Below are 20,266 nucleotides of genomic sequence, written 5' to 3' on the forward strand. Positions count from 1 at the left end.
ATGGTAGCTGAAAACAAAAGAATTCTTTTATCATCACCACATATGTCAGGTAATGAACAAAACTATATAAATAACGCATTTAAAGAGAATTGGATTGCACCTTTAGGACCTAATGTTAACCAATTTGAATTAGATATAGCAGCTTATGCTGGCGTTAAAGGAGCATCAGTGACAAGTTCTGGAACTGGTGCTATTCATTTAGCTCTAGATATTTTAGGAGTTAAACAAGGGGATTCGGTGTTCTGTTCAACCTTTACTTTTGTCGCAAGTGCCAATCCAGCTTTATATTTAGGCGCTGACATAACCTTTATTGACTCCGAAGTTGAAACATGGAATATGTCTCCATTTGCTTTAGAACGAGCACTTTCAGATGCAAAAAAAATGGGGAAATTACCCAAAGCTATTATTGTTGTAAACTTATATGGCCAAAGTGCGCAGATGGATGAACTTTTGGAAATTGCTAATAGTTACAATGTTCCAATTATTGAAGATGCTGCGGAATCATTAGGAGCAGAGTATAAAGGCAAAAAAAGCGGGACCCTTGGAAAAATTGGTATCTATTCTTTTAATGGAAATAAAATCATCACGACTTCAGGGGGTGGTGTTTTAATTTCTGATGATGAAGAAATTATTGCTAGATCTAGATTTTTAGCTACCCAAGCACGTGATGAGGCCCCTCATTATCAACATTCGATGGTTGGTTATAATTATCGCATGAGCAATATCTTAGCAGGTGTTGGAATTGCACAATTACAAGTATTGGATGAGCGTGTGGCACGTAGGAGAGAAATATTTGATACGTACTATCAAGAGTTAGCAGGTATTGAAGATGTACAATTTATGCCAGAATTAAATGGAACAAAATCAAATCGTTGGTTGACGACTTTAACTATTGATCAAAAAATTATCCAATTAAATCCTTATGAGATTATGGATAAAATGAATGAAGCAAATATTGAAACCAGAGCATTGTGGAAACCACTTCACATGCAACCTTTGTTTAAAGATAATAAATTCTATAAAGACAAAAATTCATTAGAATCAACGGCAGGATTGTTGTTTGCCAATGGGCTTTGTTTACCATCTGGATCTAACATGACAAATGCAGAACAAAACCGAGTTATTGAAGCTATAAAAAAAATAGCACTCAACAAAAAATAGGAGTTTTTTGATGAAAAAAGTATTAATTTTAGCCAACAATGACATAGGATTGTACAATTTCCGTAAAGAAATTATAAAAAAGTTAATAGAAAGTGGATATAGTGTATATATTTCACTTCCTCAAGGAGAAAGAATTCAAGATTTGATTGATATGGGTTGTATATACTATGAAACGCCAATAGATAGACGTGGAATGAATCTTATTAAAGATTTAAAACTACTTATATTGTATGAAAAAATTGTGAAAGAAATAGATCCAGATGTCATTTTAAGTTATACAATTAAGCCTAATATATATGGTGGCTTAATTGCTAGGCTCAAAAAGAAAAAATATATCGCAAATATAACAGGAATTGGCAGTGTGTTTCAGGCGGAAAATTTAATAAAAAAAGTAATCTCTTTTTTATACCGATTTAGCTTGAAAAAAGCTGAATTTGTTTTCTTTCAAAACCAAGAAAATATGGATATTTTTGAGGGAAATAAAATTAGAGGGAAGAAAAAACTTTTAATTCCTGGATCTGGTGTTAATATACATCAATTTTTACCAATTGCTATTGATCAAGAAAAAGAAAGCCTTGATTTTATTTTCATTGGTAGAATAATGAAAGAAAAAGGTATCGAAGAGTATTTATATGCTGCTAAAAAAATTAAAGAAGAATATAAATATTGCAAATTTCACATTATCGGTAGCATGGAAGAATTAGAATATGAAAAAGTATTACGTAAATACGTTGAAGAAAAGATAATTATATACCATGGATTCGATAAAGATATTCAAAAATACATTAATAATAGCGACTGTGTCGTGTTACCTAGCTATCATGAAGGAATGTCTAATGTATTGCTAGAATCTGGAGCATCTGCTAGACCATTGATTGCATCTAACATAAGTGGTTGCAAAGAAATTATTGATGAAAATAGTAATGGTTATACTTTCAAAGTTGGGGATAAGGAAGATCTAGTTAAGAAAATCAATCAATTTATTTCATTAAATAAGGATGAAAGAAAGTGTATGGGACAAAAATCTCGTAAAAAAATTGAAAACGAATTTGATCGTACTATTATTGTTAGTAAATATAAAGTAGTCATAGATAACCTTATTGGAGGAGATTGTAATGATTAAAATAGAGGATATTATTAAGAAAAAAGAAAAAATTTCATTAATTGGATTAGGATACGTAGGTATGCCAATAGCAGTTTCTTTTGCTAAAAAAGTTGACGTAATTGGATTTGATTTAAGTGAAGAAAAAATTAATACTTATAAATTAGGGATTGACCCAACTAAGGAAGTTGGAAATGAAGTTATTCGTAAAACTAAAGTGTACTTCACTTCAAATCAAGAAGACTTGAAAAAAGCGAGATTTCATATTGTTGCTGTTCCTACCCCTATAAAAGAGGACAAAACGCCAGATTTAGGTCCGATAACTTCAGCTAGCGAATTACTTGGAAGAAACTTGAAGAAAGGTTCGATAGTTGTATATGAATCTACAGTTTATCCAGGTGTAACTGAGGACATCTGCATTCCTATTCTTGAAAAATTTTCTGGCTTAAAATGTGGTATTGATTTTAAAGTTGGGTACTCGCCAGAAAGAATAAATCCAGGTGATAAAATTCATAGATTAGAAACCATTATTAAAGTAGTTGCAGGAATGGATCAAGAATCTTTAGATATAATTGCTAAAGTTTATGAATTGGTTGTCGATGTAGGAGTTTATAGAGCGGAAAGTATCAAAGTTGCTGAAGCTGCTAAAGTAATTGAAAATTCTCAAAGAGATATCAATATTGCTTTTATGAACGAATTATCTATTATTTTTAATAAATTAGAAATTGATACACAAGCTGTTTTGAAAGCAGCCGGAACAAAATGGAACTTTTTGAACTTTCAACCTGGTCTAGTCGGTGGACATTGTATCGGTGTTGATCCATATTATTTAACCTATAAGGCTGAAGAATCAGGATACCATTCTCAAATAATTTTAGCAGGTCGGAGAATTAATGATGGCATGGGGAAATATGTAGTTGAAAATACAATTAAGCAATTAATTAAAACTGATAAATTAGTTAAGCAGGCTAGAGTAGGTATTTTTGGTTTTACATTTAAAGAAAACTGCCCTGATACAAGGAATACAAGAGTAATAGATATTGTAACAGAACTTAAAGAATATGGTGTGGAGCCTTTAGTTTTTGATCCAGTAGCCGATAAGACAGAGGCATTACATGAATACGATTTAAAGTTAAATAACTATGAGGAAATGAAAGAGTTAGATGCGATAATAATTGCAGTTAACCATGAAGAGTTTTGTTCATACTCTCTAGAAAATTGGAATTCTTTTTATAACGCTGGCAAAGAAAAAGTGATTTTGGATCTTAAAGGAATTTTGAACAAGGCAGATATGAAAGAAAATAATTTCAATTATTGGAGGTTTTAGTTATGGGCTATAAAGATGTTAAATTTCCAGAGAATTCATTATTCTTAATAACTGGTGGAGCAGGATTTATTGGATCTAATTTGTGTGAAGCACTTTTGAGAATGGGTTATAGCGTTAGATGTCTAGATGATTTATCTACAGGGAAATTGGAAAATATCCAACCCTTTTTTGAAAATGAAAATTTTGAATTTATTGAAGGTAGCATTGTAGATTTTAATACATGCAATACAGCTTGTAAAGATGTTGATTACGTTTCAAATCAAGCTGCGTGGGGAAGTGTACCTAGAAGTATAGAAATGCCTTTAAAATATGAAGAAATAAATATAAAAGGCACTTTAAATATGATGGAAGCTGCTAGACAAAATAATGTAAAAAAATTTGTTTATGCATCATCATCTTCGGTTTATGGTGATGAGCCTAATTTACCAAAAAAAGAGGGAATAGAAGGCAATGTTTTATCTCCTTATGCTTTGACTAAAAAAGTTGCTGAAGAATATGGTCGCTTGTATTCAAATTTATATGGTCTTGAAACTATTGGTTTGAGATATTTTAATGTATTCGGAAGAAGGCAAGATCCATATGGCTATTATGCTGCTGTTATTCCTAAATTTGTTAAGGCTTTGTTAAATGATGAAGCGCCTATTTTTAATGGAGATGGTAGCCAATCTAGAGATTTTACTTATATTGAAAATGTAATTGAAGCTAATTTAAAAGCGATGATTTCTTCTAATGATGTGCAAGGAGAAGCTTTTAATATTGCGTATGGTGGACAAGTTAGTTTAATAGAATTATTTGAAGAATTAAAGGGATTGTTAAATAAAGATGTTAGTCCAATTTTTGGCCCTGAAAGAGTTGGAGATGTAAAACATTCCAACGCAGATATATCAAAAGCAAAGGAAAAGTTAAGTTATTTACCAGAATTTGATTTTTATATGGGAATAAGAGAGGCCGTAAATTGGTATAAACACAATTTATAATATATTTTAGGATGAGGTTACTAACTTGAAAAATAATAAGATTCTGTATATAGGTGGTTTTGAATTACCAGATAAAAACGCTGCCGCTCATAGAGTGCTAAATAATGCAAAAGCATTAAAAAAGTTAGGACATGAAATTGATTTTATTGGAGTGACTAAGAAAAATGCGTATATAGATAAAAAAATCATATATGGATTTCCCTATTATGAAGTTGACTACCCCAAAAATTTGATGGAATGGGTAGTTTTCATAGCATCAATAAAAAATGTTAAAAAGATAATAAAGCGGACAGGGAAACAATACGATACAATTATTTGTTATAATTTTCCTGCTGTAGCAATGTATAAGCTATATTTATACTGCAAAACTAACAAAATTAAACTGATAGCAGATACTACAGAATGGTACACTCCTGATAAAAAAAATATACATGGCTTAATAAAATATATTGATACTGAAATCAGGATGCGCTATATCACAAAGAAATGTTTTGGTATAATATGTATTAGCCAATTTTTATTTGATTATTATAATTCATCTGAAAATGTAATATTAATACCACCTTTAGTAGATAAGAGTGAAGAGAAGTGGCTGTTAGAAAATTGTAATAGTGAACAACATGATAAGAAAATAAATTTAGTTTATGCAGGTTCTCCAGGAATGAAAAAGGATAAATTAAATTGGATTATTGATCTTTTTAATAATATGAAAGATGGTGAAAAAAAAGCAGAGCTTCTTATTATTGGAGTAAATAGAAAAGAATTAAACAATATATATCCGCAATATATTAGTATTGATTTGGAGAAAAAAGGGATATATCTAATGGGAAGAATTGAACATTCTGAAGTTCTACCAATAATAAAAAAAGCTGATTTTTATATTTTTTTAAGAGAAGTAAATAGAGTTAACATGGCTGGATTTCCCACAAAGTATGTAGAAGCAATGTCTCTTGGAACTCCTGTTATAACCAATAAAACTAGTGATTTACAAACTTATATGGATAATGGAGTTAATGGATTTTTTATAAATACAGACGACAAACTAGATCAAGATGAATTTGACTCTATTCTTAATATGTCAGCTAGTGATCTATTGGATATGAAAAAAAACTTTAAATATCAGAATATATTTGATTATAACAATTATATCGAAGAGTTTTCAAAGCTATTTTTAGAATAAATAATAGTCAAAGTGTATATAGAAAAGTACATTGTTAATATGGAGTTAAAAGATGCCGTTAAAATATGGTATTATAACATCATAGAGATAGCTATATTATTTTTTAAATTTTGGTGAGAGTTGTATTCTGTTAGCTACACTCTAAGCAAGTTTTAGCTTGTAAAAAGTAATGGTATACTAAATTTAGAAACTTTAACTAATTATAAAAAGCTAATTAACTAATTGTTGGATAGCGAAAAGGAGATAACATGCAAATATATTTTATTTTAATTTTTTATTGGTTATGCATAAATCTGATTAAAAACCAAATAAATTTGGATTTTAGCTTACCTAAAAATAAAAAATATAAAAAAATGTTCGTTTTTTTTATGGGCTTAGGAATTTTTTTAGTCATGTCTTTAAGAGGAGAATATGTAGGGAGTGATTTGTCAAACTATAAATTTCAATATTATACTGATGTGCTAAGACCTACAGAGCTAGCATATTCATATTTAAATAATTATTTAAGAGATTTAAATTTATCCTTTCAACAATATTTAGCCTTATTAGCATTATTCTGTACGCTTGTCCTATCAATTTTGTATTATAAATATTCCAAAAATATATTTTTCAGCTTTTATTTATATTTAACAATAGGTATGTTTGCAATGTCTTTAACAGGATTAAGACAAACGATAGCGGTTATGTTTACTGCGCTTGCCTTTATGCTTATGCGAAAAAACAGGCCTGTTTTATTCATAATATTCATTTTTATAGCTTATTATTTTCATAATTCAGCAATAATATTTTTTCCTGTATATTTAGTGAGAAAAATAAAGTTAAATAAAAAAACAGCAACTATAGTCTATTTATTTTCTATTTTAACCTTTATTTTTAGGAAAAATATTGCTAGTTTAAGTTTAATGGTTGTGCCAGAAAAATACCTTAAGTATAGCCATTCCTTTGAAATAATAAATGTAAATCCAATTGTAATAATAGTTAGTTTGCTAATCCCTTTAGCTTGTTTATTTTTTTGGAAGAATATAGATAAAAAAGATGAAAATCTCATGTCTATTGTATTTTTTTTCTCATGTGTAACTATAGTTCTAAATATATTATCTTTGGAAATTAATTTACTTGAAAGGATGAGTTATTATTTTAGCTTTTATGTCATGATCCTAATTCCTAATGTTATTGAATCTATAAAAAATAACAAAGATAGATTCATTGCAAAAACTTTATGTTTAATTTTTCCTTTACTAAGTTTTATTATTTCTACCCCTGGAAGCTCTTTAAAGATTGATGATTATAAATTCTTTTGGCAATAGAAATAAACAGAAAAGCATCATGATATTTTCAATAAATAACTTTGTAAAGATAAGGATGGAGTGATTATTATGAAAAAAAAGATTATGTTAATCCATCATTCTGGTTTAATAGGTGGTGGGAGCATAAGTTTACTTAATATCCTGAAAGAACTTAAAGATGATCATGAGGTAGTTTTGTATCTGACTACTTATCCAAATGATTTTCATGAGTACTTAAAAAAAGAAAATATAGAGTCGGTAGAATGCTCAATAAAATTTGCTAAAATTACTTATTATAGTGGTGGTAATAATATTTTTAATCCAAAGTTTTGGTATCATTCTTTAAAAATATTAACTCAAAAAAATTATTGGAATAAAATTTTAGAAAAAGAATCACCTGATTTAGTTATGGTAAATTCTAAAGTGATGTGTTGGTTTGGAAAATTAACTAAGATTAAAAAAATAAAAAGTATATGTTTTGTAAGAGAGACAGTTAAAGGAAATCCTAAAAATCTCATTAATAACTTGATTAATAACATGTTGGATAATTTTAATAGTGTGATATTTTTATCAGAGTTCGATTCTTCTCAGGCTAATTTAAAAAAAGCAAAAAAAATTATTTCTCATGATTTTATAAATATGTCTGTGTACAACAGTAATTACTCTAAAGAAATGGCTTGTAAAGAATTAGGAATCAATTCCTCTGCGTTTAATATTCTTTATGTAGGTGGCGTGAATAAAATAAAAGGAATTTATACATTACTGAAGGCATTAAAAATATTAGAACATGAAAATATAAAAATTATAATAGCAGGTTCTGGACTAAAAGAAGGCAGTAAGAAAGAATGGATTATGAGAACGGGCCAATTATTATTTTCAAAAAAAATAGAAAAGTATATTGAAGTTAACAGATTACAAGGAAAAATAGAGTTTATTGGGGTTCAAAAGAATATGAGTATTCCCTATACAGCATGTGATATTTTGGTGTTTCCTATGACCAAATCTCATCAAGCCAGACCTGCTTTTGAAGTGGGGTTATTCAAAAAAACTGTTCTCATTTCTAATTTCTCCAATATATATGAATTTATTACAGATTTAAAAAATGGGCTGTACTTTGATAATCGTGATGAAAAAGATTTGGCTGATAAGATAATGTTAGTAAAAAATAACTCTTTACTGAGGGGACAACTAGGAGAAGCTAATTTTGCTAATACTATGAGCAAACATTTACCTGAATTTGCGTTAAAAGAACTGCTAGAAGAAATAGATCAATTGTTAAAGTAGAATAATATATTTTTAATCCAAATAATTAACTATCAAGTTGAAAGGATTGTTTATTGTGAAAAAAATAAAATATATTGGTTTTTATGACAGAGAAGAAAATAAAAAAGAAAATAGAAATTATGTATTATCAGCTACCAATAAAATGGATTATATTATTGACTCACTTGTCTGTGAAGAGTTTTCTGTTGACATTATTTCCCCTTCATGGACATATAACAAACAGAAATATTCTGGTAGCATAAGTGAAATAAGAAAAGATGTTAAACTTAGACTCTTCAAAACACTACCGTGGGGAAATAAATTTTTTAAGTTTATTAGTCTTTTTTATAGTACTATTTCTTTATTTTTTTTTATAATGAAAAATTCTGAGAAAAATGAAAAAATTATTGTTTACCATTCGCCATATCTTTTTTTGTGCGTATATTTACTAAAAAAAATAAAAGGTATCTATTTAATTTTAGAGCTTGAAGAGAAGTATAGTGATGTTAAAAATGTTAATTATTTTTTTGAAAAAATGGAAATGGCGGTAATAAATAGTGCAGATGCATTTATTTACTCAACAGAGCTATTTAGAGAATCTATAAATAGTTCTAAACCTACAGTTATTTGTAATGGCATATATCTAAAAAAAGAAATAAATAAAGTGAAATTTAACGATAATAAAAAACATTTAGTCTATTCAGGTATAATAGATAAATATAAAGGGGGAGCTGATATTGCTCTAGACGCAGCTCTGCATTTAAGTAATCTATTTCATCTTCATATTATTGGTTTTGGAAGAGAAGAAGATATTGGTGACCTGAAAGACAAAATAAAAAAATATAAGAATAAAACAGAGTGTGTTATTAGCTATGATGGAGTTTTTTTTGGTGATGATTATAATAAATTTCTTCAAAAATGTGATTTAGGGTTAAGTACCCAAAGATCTAAAACAAATTTTAATGAAACATCATTTCCTTCTAAAATATTTTCTTATCTAAGTAACAATTTACGCGTTGTTTCAGTTAGATTGAAGGTGTTGGAGGTATGCAAAGTCAACCATCTTTTATATTATTATGAAGGTGATTCCCCTATTAATCTTGCTGATAGTATAAAAAAAATCGATTTTAATGATGAATACAGTGGAATAGATTCTATTGGTAAATTAAATCGTGAATTTAGAAGCCAGTTAAAAGATATAATTTGCGAAGGAGAAAATAATGATTCATAGAATAAAAGAGTACCTTGAAAAGTTAGGAAGTTCTAATAAACAGATTTTATCAAATATATTTGGTTCTTTTTTGATAAAAGGTGGGGCAATGCTTTTAAGTTTGTTTACATTGCCAGCATATATGAGATATTTTGATAATCAATTAATTTTAGGCTTTTGGTTTACTGCTTTATCTGTTTTATCTTGGATACTTACTTTTGATTTAGGGATAGGAAATGGTTTAAGAAATAATTTGGTAACGGCTCTAGTAGATAGAGATAAAGATAAAGTAAAGAGATACATCTCTTCCGCTTATCTAGTTATGTTTTTAATTGTTTGTATATCATATGGTGTTAGTTATTTTATTTTTCCAATCATTGACTTTAATCTGATTTTTAATGTTCCGAAAGATATACTATCTGCGGATGTCTTATTGAAGGTTTCACAAATAATTTTTATTGGAATCATGATTCAGTTTCTATTAAGACTTGTTATTTCCATATTTTATGCACTACAAAAAGCCGTTGTGCCTAATTTGTTAACTCTTATTTCGACTATTATTCAATTGATGTATGTGCTTTTCGCTCATTCCTCAACAGTGGAACAAAATTTAATTAATTTTGCTTATGTAAATATATTAGCCGTTAACCTTCCTTTATTAATAGCTACAGTATTTATTTTCACTGGATCTTTAAAGGGGTGTGCTCCAAATATTAAATTTTTTACAAAACAATTAGCTTACGATGTGATGAAACTAGGAGGTGTTTTTTTCTGGATCCAAGTCATGTATATGATTTTAACCGCAACTAATGATATTATGATATCTTGGTTTGCTGGTCCAGATAAAGTTGTAGAGTATCAGGTGTACAATAGATTATTTACTTTAATTGGAACTTTTTTTTCATTAGCATTAACCCCTATTTGGTCAGCTGTAACAAAGGCGTTTTCAGAAGAAAAGTATTCTTGGATAGTTAAATTATACCGAATACTAAAAAAAACAGCTGTTTTAGCTGTTGTGTTGGAAATTTTACTAATTCCTTTCTTACAAGCACTAGTTAATCTCTGGTTAGGAAAAAATACAATTGAAATTAATTTCACATATGCTTTTATTTTTGCAATATTTGGTAGTCTAATGATATGGAATAGTGTTCTTTCTAGCATAGCAAATGGTATGGGAATATTAAAGACTCAATTGCTTTTTTTTACTGTAGGTGCGATAATAAAATTGCCGATAGTTTATGTTTTAAATTATTTTTTCAATAGTTGGATTGTTGTAATAATGGCTAATATTTTGGTTTTAATCCCTTTTTGTATCATTCAACCCGTTACAATAAACAATTATTTAAAAGAAAAGACCAGAATTGAATCCTCAAAAAATAACGAACTGTGTTAATTTTAAAATGCATTTACAAGATAAGGAGATAATTGTATGTCGAAAACAAAAAAAATTTTAATAATGTTATTGTGTTTATTTTTACTCATAATTGGTGCAATTGGTGTATATGCTTTTAAAGTCTATCGAGATGTTACTAATACGACCGATAATATTTATGAGAAAGTTGATAAGGATGAGGTCCGTAATGACCCAGTTAGTGTGGATAAAGGTGAAGACCCATTTTCAGTATTACTATTAGGAGTAGATACTGGTGATTTAGGTAGAACAGAGCAAGGTCGCTCAGACTCTATTATGGTTGTTACGGTTAATCCAAACACTAATGAATCTAAAATAGTAAGTATTCCTCGTGATACTTATACTGAAATTATTGGACAGGGCACTACAGATAAAATTAACCATGCGTATGCTTTTGGTGGAACTGCGATGGCTGTTAATACAGTTCAAAATTTATTGAATATACCTATTGATTATTATATAGAAGTCAACATGCAAGGAGTTAAGGATTTAGTTGATGCTGTTGGTGGGATCGATGTAAATAGTCCGCTTGAGTTTAAACAAAATGGATTTGAGTTTACTAAAGGTCCGGTTCACTTAGATGGAGAAAAAGCACTAGCTTTTTCTAGAAATAGATATGATGATCCAACTGGAGATTACGGTCGCCAAGGACGTCAACGACAAGTTATTGAAGCAGTAGTTAAAAAAGCTGCAACTTTTTCTACATTAACGAATTACAAAGATATTTTAAATGCACTACAAAATAACATGAAAACAAATTTAACTTTCGATAATATGTATGACATTCAAGCGAAATATAAGGCGGCAGCCGGTAATATTGAACAAGTACAAATGCAAGGAACTGGAGAAATGATTAATGATATTTCTTACCAAATCATTTCTCCAGATGAATTAGCACGAGTATCCGGTATTTTACGTAATAATTTAGAACTTTAATAATTGCAAAAGGAACACTGAAGTAGTGATTCTTTTACTAGAAGGAAAAATAAAATGAAAAAAGTAAAACCCCAGTTGTGGGCTTAGGCACACACTTCTTGCCAGCAACTAAAGCTTTGATGAAATAAATGTTACTGATTGTTGATAAGCCAACGATTCAATTTATTGTCGAAGAAGCAAAGACTGATGGAATTGAAGATATTTTAATTATTACGGGTAAATGTAACCCAACGATTGAAAATTATTTTGATTAAAATCCAGAATTAGTTGAAGAATTAAAAAAATCTGGATATGCTGCTACTGTGGTTATAGCAGAAAAATCAAATAATATAGATAAAACAAAAGTGACTGTTGAAAATGATATTGAGGTTTTGAGAGTCAGAGTTGGGAATCAATTTGCTGTAGGTCTAGTTGAAAAAGGTATTACAACCCTAAAAGTGAAGCCGTTATTAAAAAAACTATCAATATTCAGATAGGATTGGTTGTATGTCTAAGGCAAATATCAATTTTATCAATGAACAAGAAAAATCTAAGCTTAGTAATAAGTTTGAACTATTTCCGAATGCAATGAGAATAGATGACCAATTAGAAGTGAATATGAGTTGCCTTTGAATCGGCGAATATTCATTTTTGGATGGAATACAGGAAAACCGTAAGCAATTGATTTTTTATTAGCGTCTATTCATATTTTAGCTAATTACCAAGAATCTTATTTTTAATCGTTGGAGATGGAGCTGAAAAAATAAAATTTTAGACTATATAAACAAAGAAAACCCAAGTAACTTAAAATTTATATCTAAACTACCACGAGTAGAGTATGATAAAATTATGAAAGCAAGTGATGTAGGACTAATTTTATTAAATTCCCAACTTACAATTGCTACCTATCCTTCCATGACATGAAAGTTTCCCATATTGGCAGCGACAGATACCGTTATAGATCTAAAGTCATTGATAGAGGATGAAGCCAAGTGTGGCTACTGGTGTGAGTCAGTAAATCATGAAGAGTTTGTGAATCAAGTGAAATTATTTATAGAAGATAAGAATTTATGAGATAGTCTTGGTAATAATGGTAGAGATTATTTAGTAAAGCAATTTGATGTGAAAATATCCGTTAAATTAATAGAAAATTTTATTATGGAGGATTCCTAAATGTTTAAAAATAAAACACTTTTAATAACTGGTGGAACTGGTTCTTTTGGAAATGCAGTTCTTAAAGGATTTTTAGCAAGCGATATTAAAGAAATTCGTATTTTTTCTAGAGATGAAAAAAAACAAGATGATATGCGAAAAAAATACAATAATCCTAAAATAAAATATTTCATTGGGGATGTTAGAGACATTAACAGTGTGAAAAATGCGATGTATGGAGTGGATTTTGTGTTTCATGCTGCTGCATTAAAGCAAGTACCTTCGTGCGAGTTTTTCCCAATGGAAGCAGTTAAAACAAATGTCATTGGAACTGATAATGTATTGACTGCTGCAATTGACGAAGGTGTTAAAAAAGTTATTTGCTTGTCAACAGATAAAGCCGCTTATCCGATTAATGCTATGGGAACTTCAAAGGCTATGATGGAAAAAGTATTTGTAGCTAAATCAAGAAATATTGACCCTGATAAAACATTGGTTTGCGGAACTCGTTATGGGAATGTAATGGCATCTCGCGGTAGTGTGATACCTTTATTTGTAGAGCAGCTAAAACAAGGGAATCCAATAACAGTTACAGAATCTAGTATGACCCGTTTTATGATGAGTTTAGAAGAAGCAGTTGATTTAGTTATTTTTGCTTTTAACAACGCTCAACAAGGTGATATTATGGTTCAAAAAGCACCCGCTAGTACTATTGAAACGTTAGTAGCGGCCTTGCAGAAGATATTTAAAACAAATGTACCTGTTGAAGTTATTGGGATACGACATGGAGAAAAAATGTATGAATCATTATTGACCAAGGAAGAAGCAGCTACTGCTATTGATATGGGTGATTTTTACAGAGTTCCATCGGACAAGCGCGATTTAAATTATGGCAAATATTTTGATCATGGAAATACTGAAGCTGTGCATATCGATGAGTACAACTCTGATAATACAGAGCAATTAGATATTGAGGGATTAACAGAATTATTGCTGAAATTGGACTATATTCAAAATGAGTTAGATAAGTGGGGAAATTAAAGATGAATATACTAGTTACTGGTGCAGATGGCTTTATAGGGAAAAATTTAATAGCACAACTGAAAAACGAAGGTTTTTTTAATATTCAAAAATATACCTCGGATGATTCATTAGAAGATTTAGAGAAGTTTACCAAACAATGTGATTTTATTTATCATTTGGCTGGTGTTAATCGTCCAACAAATGATTCTGAATTTTATGAAGGAAATACGAATTTCACAGAAACTTTAATTTCTCTTTTAGAAAAAAATGAGAACCATGTGCCGATACTTGTATCTTCATCTATTCAGGCAATAAATGGTAATCCCTATGGTATTAGTAAACGCCAAGCGGAAGATATTATTTTTAGTTATGGAGAAAGAAATAATTGCGAAGTCATGGTATATAGACTTCAAAATCTTTTTGGAAAATGGAGTAAGCCAAATTACAATAGTGTAGTAGCCACGTTTTGCTATAATAGTTCAAGAGGGATACCTTTAGAAATAAATAATCCATCTTCTGAAATTACTCTATCCTATATTGATGACGTAATCAAAGAGTTTATTCGTGCCTTAAAAGACCAACCGACTAGAAAAAATAATTTTTGTATAGTTCCTATAGAATATAAAAGTACCGTAGGAGAATTAGCTGAAAAAATAATCCAGTTTAACGAGAATCGTAAAACTTTAGTCATGCCATCATTAAAAAATCAATTTAATCGAGATTTATATGCAACCTATCTTTCTTATTTGGATGAATCTAATTTTTCATATAATTTGAAAAAAAATAGTGATGACCGAGGTTGGTTAGCTGAATTTATTAAATCAAAAGACAATGGTCAAATTTTTATTTCAACAACCAAGCCCGGAATTGCTCGAGGAAATCATTGGCATAATACTAAGGTAGAAAAATTTTTGGTTATAAAGGGTAGTGCTAGTATAAAATTTAGAAATGTAAATGATGATAAAGTGATAGAATACAAAGTAACAGGTGAAAATCTTGAAGTGGTTGATATACCTGCTGGATATACGCATTCTATTCAAAATAGTGGTGATGAAGAGCTGATTACATTATTTTGGGCATGTGAAATATTCGATCAGGATAACCCTGATACTTACTACGTGGAGGTATAAATTTAATTATGAAAAAACTAAAATTAATGACTATTATTGGAACTAGACCAGAAATTATTCGATTATCTGCTACTATCAAAGCATGCGACAGATATTTTGATCATATTCTTGTCCATACAGGACAAAATTGGGACTATACATTAAACCAAGTTTTTTTTGATGATTTAGGCTTGCGACAACCAGATTATTTTTTGGAGAGCGTCGGTGATAATTTAGGAGAAACTATGGGAAATATTATAGCTAAGTCATTTGGGGTGTTGGCAAGTGAACAACCAGATGCATTATTAGTTTTAGGAGATACAAATTCTGCATTGTCTGCAATTAGTGCCAAACGTTTGAAGATTCCTATTTTTCATATGGAGGCTGGAAATCGTTGTTTTGATCAAAATGTTCCGGAAGAAATTAACCGAAAGATTGTCGATCATATAAGTGATATAAACTTACCTTACACAGAACATTCAAGAAGGTATTTATTATCAGAAGGATTTAAAAAAGAGCATATATATGTGACGGGTTCTCCGATTCAAGAAGTTTTACAAGAACATATGAGCAATATTGAAAAAAGTACAATTGTAAAAGAGTTAAATTTAGAAAAAAATAAATATATGATTGTATCTGCACATAGAGAAGAAAATATAGATAATGAAGAAAACTTTTTTGATTTAATGAATGCGATTAATAAAATTGCAGAAGAATATCAACTTCCAATTATTTATTCAGCACATCCTAGAAGTATGAAATATATTGAAGGTAGAAAGTTTAAATTTCATCCACTTGTAAAGACGTTAAAACCTTTTGGCTTTTTAGATTATAATCAACTGCAAAAAAATGCTTTATGTGTTTTATCTGATAGTGGAACATTATCAGAAGAAAGTGCAATGTTAGGATTTACAGGTGTATTATTAAGAACATCGACTGAAAGACCTGAAGTATTAGATAAAGGTACTGTGGTTGTTGCAGGGATTAAAGCTGATGATGTACAGCAAGCAGTTGAATTAGCGATAGCAATGGCTGAACATGATGAAAAAACAGTGCTAGCACCTGATTATGTAGATACAAATGTTTCTATTAAAGTAGTCAAAATTATTCAAAGTTATACAAAAATAATTAATCAGTTTACTTGGAGAAAATAGAAAGTAAGAATTTTATGTATGAGGTATTCTTAAAATGTAATAATCAAAGCTAATTTTTGTAAAGAATAACTTCTTTTTCGGAGGGAAATATGGAAAAATTAAATAGGGACAGTGGATTAAATAAAATTATGAGTGGAATCATTATAATTTTCTTCTTCTTAGTTACCTTGATACCTAGAAGTCATTCAAATATTAAATTACCGTTAATGGTTATTTTACTTTTCACATCAATTTTATTTTTGATGGTACCCAAGCGTTAGCATTTTCACGTATGCGTTATGATGATCCAACTGGTGATTATGGTCGCCAAGGACGTCAACGTCAAGTTATTGAAGCTGTAGTTAAAAAAGCTGCCACATTCTCTACATTAACAAATTACAAGGATATTTTAAATGCATTACAAAATAACATGAAAACAAACTTAACTTTCGATAATATGTACGACATTCAAGCGAAATATAAGGCGGCAGCCGGTAATATCGAGCAAGTACAAATGCAAGGAACTGGCGAAATGATTAATGATATTTCTTACCAGATCATTGCTCCAGATGAGTTAGCACGAGTTTCAGGTATTTTACGTAATAATTTGGAATTAAAATAAATACAAAAGGGACACTGAGATAGTGAATTTTGCTATGCAATAGTGTTCCTTTTATTAGAAGGAGCATAACCATGAAAAAAGTGAAAAAAGCAATTATTCCAGCTGCAGGTTTGGGTACACGTTTCTTACCAGCAACTAAAGCTATGGCGAAAGAAATGTTACCGATTGTTGATAAACCAACGATTCAATTTATTGTCGAAGAAGCAAAGGCTGCTGGAATTGAAGATATTTTAATTATTACGGGTAAAGGTAAACGACCGATTGAAGATCATTTTGATTCAAATCCAGAATTGGAAGCTAATTTAAGAGCTAAAGAAAAATTTGAACTTTTAGAATTAGTTGAAGAAACAACTGGATTAAATTTACATTTTGTGCGCCAATCGTATCCCAAAGGTTTAGGGGATGCTGTTCTTCAAGCTAAAGCTTTTGTTGGAAATGAGCCTTTTGTAGTCATGTTAGGTGATGATTTGATGGAAGATAAAATTCCTTTAACAAAACAATTGATGGACAAGTATGAAAAAACACATGCTTCTGTCATTGCGACAATGAAAGTACCTTATGAAGAAACCTACAAGTACGGAATTATTGATCCAGAAATTGAAATTGAAAAGGGTCTTTACAATGTGCGTAAATTTGTTGAAAAGCCTAAAGTAGAAGATGCACCTAGTGATTTAGCTATTATTGGTCGCTATTTATTAACTCCAGAAATTTTTACAATTTTGGAAAATCAAAAACCTGGTGCGGGTAATGAAATTCAATTAACCGATGCGATTGATACATTAAATAAAACGCAACGTGTTTTTGCTCATGAATTTAAAGGCGTTCGTCATGATGTTGGTGACAAGTATGGTTTTTTAACAACGAGTATTGAATATGGTTTAACACATCCAGAAGTCAAGGAAGATTTGCGTGCTTATTTAATTGCATTAGCAAAAGAATTAAGCTAAAGGATTGCTCCTAAATTTATTGGAATTTTAAATAAATCTTCATCCTTATGAGATAATTTTTCTGTAAGATAACTTTACTGAGGTGAAGGCTATGGAGTTTTATCGTGGAATTAGAAATGCTTTTTTATTAGCTATTCCTTGCTGGATAATTATTATTGCTCTACTAATTCATTATTTAGCTAACTAAATGAACGATTATGACAACCTAATTTTTAGGTTGTCTTTTTTTGAACGAATAATTGAAGAGACTATGGTATAATGAATTTGATAAGCTTAACTATTAACTAAGAAACGGATGGGTTATAATGAAAAAAATAAAAGTCATGACTATATTTGGAACAAGACCAGAAGCGATTAAAATGGCTCCGCTAGTCTTAGAGTTGGAACGCCAACCAGAACGCTTTGAATCGATTGTGACAGTTACGGCGCAACACCGTCAAATGCTAGATCAAGTTTTAGATATCTTTCAAATTAAACCTGATTATGATTTAGATGTGATGAAAGACCGTCAAACATTAGCAGATATTACAGCAAATGTATTAATTGGGTTGGAGTCAGTCATGAAAGAAGCAAAACCTGATATTGTTTTAGTTCATGGAGATACAACAACAACTTTTGCAGCTGGAATTTCAGCTTTTTATAATCAAATTAAAGTTGGACATGTTGAAGCAGGATTGCGGACTTGGAATAAATATTCACCATTTCCAGAAGAAATGAACCGTCAAGTTACAGATGTTTTAGCAGATATGTATTTTGCTCCGACTATTGAAAGTGAAGCGAATTTGTTGCAAGAAAATCATCCAGCGGATAAAATATTTATCACTGGAAATACGGCTATTGACGCATTACAGGAAACGGTCAAAGAAGAATATCAACATGAAGTATTAACGAAAATTGCTTCAGGAAATCGTCTGGTTTTAATGACTATGCACCGTAGAGAAAATCAAGGTGTACCGATGGAAAGAGTTTTCCATGCAATTAGACAAGTTGTTGATAAGCATGAAGATGTAGAAGTTGTTTATCCTGTTCATTTGAACCCGGTTGTTCAAGAAGCAGCAGACCGAATTTTAGGCAATCATCCACGAATTCATTTAATTGCGCCTTTAGATGTAATTGATTTTCATAACTTAGCTTCTAGAAGCTATATGATTATGAGTGATTCTGGTGGTGTTCAAGAAGAAGCACCATCGTTAGGTGTTCCAGTATTAGTTTTAAGGGACACAACAGAGCGCCCAGAAGGTGTTGCTGCTGGAACCTTACGTTTAGTTGGTACAGAGACAGATGCTGTCTTAGAGGCTATGACTGAGTTATTAGAAGACCCTAGTGCTCATCAAAAAATGGCTGAAGCAAGTAATCCATACGGTGATGGACTAGCTTCAAAACGAATTTTAGATGCAATTGCTTATGAATTTGGTTTAAGTACTGAAAAACCAGCATCTTTTCAAGTGAAATAAACAAATAAAAAATGACCTTGAGACTCGAATAATGTCTCGAAGGTCATTTTTTATGCTTACTCAGATGAATTAGTTCTATCTTACGTTCTTTAGCGTTTCATTAATCAAGGCGATTACTTTTTCAGCATCAGCCGGGTTTTCTAAATCATGATTATCAATGTCAATTACTAGTGTAGGGCTTTGATCATACTCTTCAAACCAGCCATCATAACGACTGTGGAGATGGGTATAGTAATTTAATAAATCTTGATTTCCGTCAATTTGTTCAAAACTTCGACCACGCTTTTTGATACGACTTAAAACAGTATCCAATGAACCACGAAGATAAATGAGTAAATCAGGTGACTTTTTAGGCATACTAGCTAATTCTTCCATCATGTTATCTAATAAATCTAAATAGGTATCCATTTCAGCATCACTCATATTGCCTTCTTCAAAATTAATTTTTGTGAAAAGGGCATCTTCATAAATAGAGCGATCCAAAACATTATTTTGATGTTGTAAAGCATCTTTAATACTTCTAAAACGTGTATTTAAGAAATAAATTTGTAATGAAAAGGCCCAACGTTTAGGGTCCTCATAAAATTTTTCTAAGATACGATTATCATCGACACTTTCATAAAAAGCCTCACTGCCTAACGCATCTGAAATAAGTTTAGTATAGGTACTTTTTCCAGCACCAATCATTCCAGCTAAAACAATCACAGCATTATCTGCTCCTTTCAATCCGTTCACACTCCTATCAAAGAGTTCAGTCTTCTCTTATTTGCAATGATTAGTATAACATAAATTTTAGAGGAGAAACTTAGAATTATGGAAACTATTTTAATTACCGTAAGTCATTAATTTTTTGTTGCTGCTGAAAGAGGTAAGAAAACAACGAAGTAAAAATAGATAACGAGTTGTTTCCTAAATGAAGTAGTAGTACTATGAGTTCCAATCTTAAATGATTTAGATGATAGAACAAAGATAGGTTCATTTTTTTCTGTTTTTA

Annotated in this window: 19 protein-coding genes; 18 read left to right on the top strand and 1 reads right to left on the bottom strand. The window is 30.2% G+C overall.

Annotation, left to right across the window (positions count from 1 at the left end; genetic code table 11):
- The 18 genes from BR77_RS15805 to wecB (BR77_RS15880) all read left to right on the top strand — a co-directional run bounded on the left by BR77_RS15805 (window position 1) and on the right by wecB (BR77_RS15880) (window position 19,272).
- Entirely contained in the window at window positions 1-1,161 is a 1,161-nt protein-coding gene (locus BR77_RS15805; protein WP_035065691.1) for a DegT/DnrJ/EryC1/StrS family aminotransferase, read from the top strand.
- 10 nt (window positions 1,162-1,171) lie between these two features.
- Window positions 1,172-2,284, top strand: a complete 1,113-nt coding sequence (locus BR77_RS15810; RefSeq protein WP_051926773.1) for a glycosyltransferase family 4 protein — start codon at window positions 1,172-1,174, stop codon at window positions 2,282-2,284.
- Window positions 2,277-3,590: a nucleotide sugar dehydrogenase gene (locus BR77_RS15815; RefSeq protein ID WP_035065697.1), complete on the top strand. Its 1,314-nt coding sequence runs from the start codon at window positions 2,277-2,279 to the stop codon at window positions 3,588-3,590. The genes BR77_RS15810 and BR77_RS15815 overlap by 8 nt, the downstream gene beginning before the upstream one ends.
- A 2-nt stretch (window positions 3,591-3,592) precedes the next feature.
- On the top strand, window positions 3,593-4,567 hold the full coding sequence (locus tag BR77_RS15820) for an SDR family oxidoreductase (RefSeq protein WP_035065700.1): 975 nt from the start codon (window positions 3,593-3,595) through the stop codon (window positions 4,565-4,567).
- Window positions 4,568-4,592: 25 nt separating this feature from the next.
- Window positions 4,593-5,747, top strand: coding sequence for a glycosyltransferase (locus BR77_RS15825; protein WP_035065703.1), 1,155 nt, complete (start codon window positions 4,593-4,595; stop codon window positions 5,745-5,747).
- 314 nt (window positions 5,748-6,061) lie between these two features.
- Window positions 6,062-7,054, top strand: coding sequence for an EpsG family protein (locus BR77_RS15830; protein ID WP_185751417.1), 993 nt, complete (start codon window positions 6,062-6,064; stop codon window positions 7,052-7,054).
- 69 nt (window positions 7,055-7,123) lie between these two features.
- A complete protein-coding gene (locus BR77_RS15835) occupies window positions 7,124-8,317 on the top strand; it encodes a glycosyltransferase family 4 protein (RefSeq protein ID WP_035065707.1) in 1,194 nt (397 codons plus the stop codon).
- Window positions 8,318-8,372: 55 nt separating this feature from the next.
- Window positions 8,373-9,527: a glycosyltransferase family protein gene (locus BR77_RS15840; RefSeq protein ID WP_035065709.1), complete on the top strand. Its 1,155-nt coding sequence runs from the start codon at window positions 8,373-8,375 to the stop codon at window positions 9,525-9,527.
- A complete protein-coding gene (locus BR77_RS15845) occupies window positions 9,517-10,899 on the top strand; it encodes a lipopolysaccharide biosynthesis protein (protein WP_035065711.1) in 1,383 nt (460 codons plus the stop codon). Before BR77_RS15840 ends, BR77_RS15845 begins: the two co-directional genes overlap by 11 nt.
- A 36-nt stretch (window positions 10,900-10,935) precedes the next feature.
- Complete coding sequence (locus BR77_RS15850; protein WP_035065713.1) at window positions 10,936-11,853, top strand: LCP family glycopolymer transferase; 918 nt, start codon at window positions 10,936-10,938, stop codon at window positions 11,851-11,853.
- A gap of 128 nt (window positions 11,854-11,981) precedes the next feature.
- Window positions 11,982-12,107, top strand: a complete 126-nt coding sequence (locus tag BR77_RS18835; RefSeq protein ID WP_371861342.1) for a hypothetical protein — start codon at window positions 11,982-11,984, stop codon at window positions 12,105-12,107.
- A 48-nt stretch (window positions 12,108-12,155) separates the two neighbouring features.
- Window positions 12,156-12,329, top strand: coding sequence for a hypothetical protein (locus BR77_RS19195; protein WP_155520231.1), 174 nt, complete (start codon window positions 12,156-12,158; stop codon window positions 12,327-12,329).
- A 676-nt stretch (window positions 12,330-13,005) separates the two neighbouring features.
- Window positions 13,006-14,025, top strand: coding sequence for a polysaccharide biosynthesis protein (locus BR77_RS15855; protein WP_035065714.1), 1,020 nt, complete (start codon window positions 13,006-13,008; stop codon window positions 14,023-14,025).
- Between the two features lie 2 nt (window positions 14,026-14,027).
- On the top strand, window positions 14,028-15,137 hold the full coding sequence (locus BR77_RS15860; protein ID WP_035065717.1) for a polysaccharide biosynthesis C-terminal domain-containing protein: 1,110 nt from the start codon (window positions 14,028-14,030) through the stop codon (window positions 15,135-15,137).
- An 8-nt stretch (window positions 15,138-15,145) separates the two neighbouring features.
- On the top strand, window positions 15,146-16,270 hold the full coding sequence (wecB, locus tag BR77_RS15865) for a non-hydrolyzing UDP-N-acetylglucosamine 2-epimerase (RefSeq protein WP_035065720.1): 1,125 nt from the start codon (window positions 15,146-15,148) through the stop codon (window positions 16,268-16,270).
- Window positions 16,271-16,505: 235 nt separating this feature from the next.
- The gene (locus BR77_RS15870) at window positions 16,506-16,871 is read left to right on the top strand and encodes an LCP family glycopolymer transferase (protein WP_275472461.1); all 366 of its coding nucleotides are present in this window, start codon (window positions 16,506-16,508) and stop codon (window positions 16,869-16,871) included.
- Window positions 16,872-16,942: 71 nt separating this feature from the next.
- Entirely contained in the window at window positions 16,943-17,818 is an 876-nt protein-coding gene (gene galU / locus BR77_RS15875; RefSeq protein ID WP_035065723.1) for a UTP--glucose-1-phosphate uridylyltransferase GalU, read from the top strand.
- 305 nt (window positions 17,819-18,123) lie between these two features.
- Complete coding sequence (gene wecB / locus BR77_RS15880; protein WP_015077064.1) at window positions 18,124-19,272, top strand: non-hydrolyzing UDP-N-acetylglucosamine 2-epimerase; 1,149 nt, start codon at window positions 18,124-18,126, stop codon at window positions 19,270-19,272.
- Window positions 19,273-19,347: 75 nt separating this feature from the next.
- On the opposite strand, the gene BR77_RS15885 is transcribed toward wecB (BR77_RS15880), so the two are convergent.
- Window positions 19,348-19,998, bottom strand: coding sequence for a deoxynucleoside kinase (locus BR77_RS15885; protein ID WP_010051737.1), 651 nt, complete (start codon window positions 19,996-19,998; stop codon window positions 19,348-19,350).
- Window positions 19,999-20,266: the final 268 nt, after the last annotated feature.

Source organism: Carnobacterium maltaromaticum DSM 20342, from assembly GCF_000744945.1.
GTDB classification, from domain to species: domain Bacteria; phylum Bacillota; class Bacilli; order Lactobacillales; family Carnobacteriaceae; genus Carnobacterium; species Carnobacterium maltaromaticum.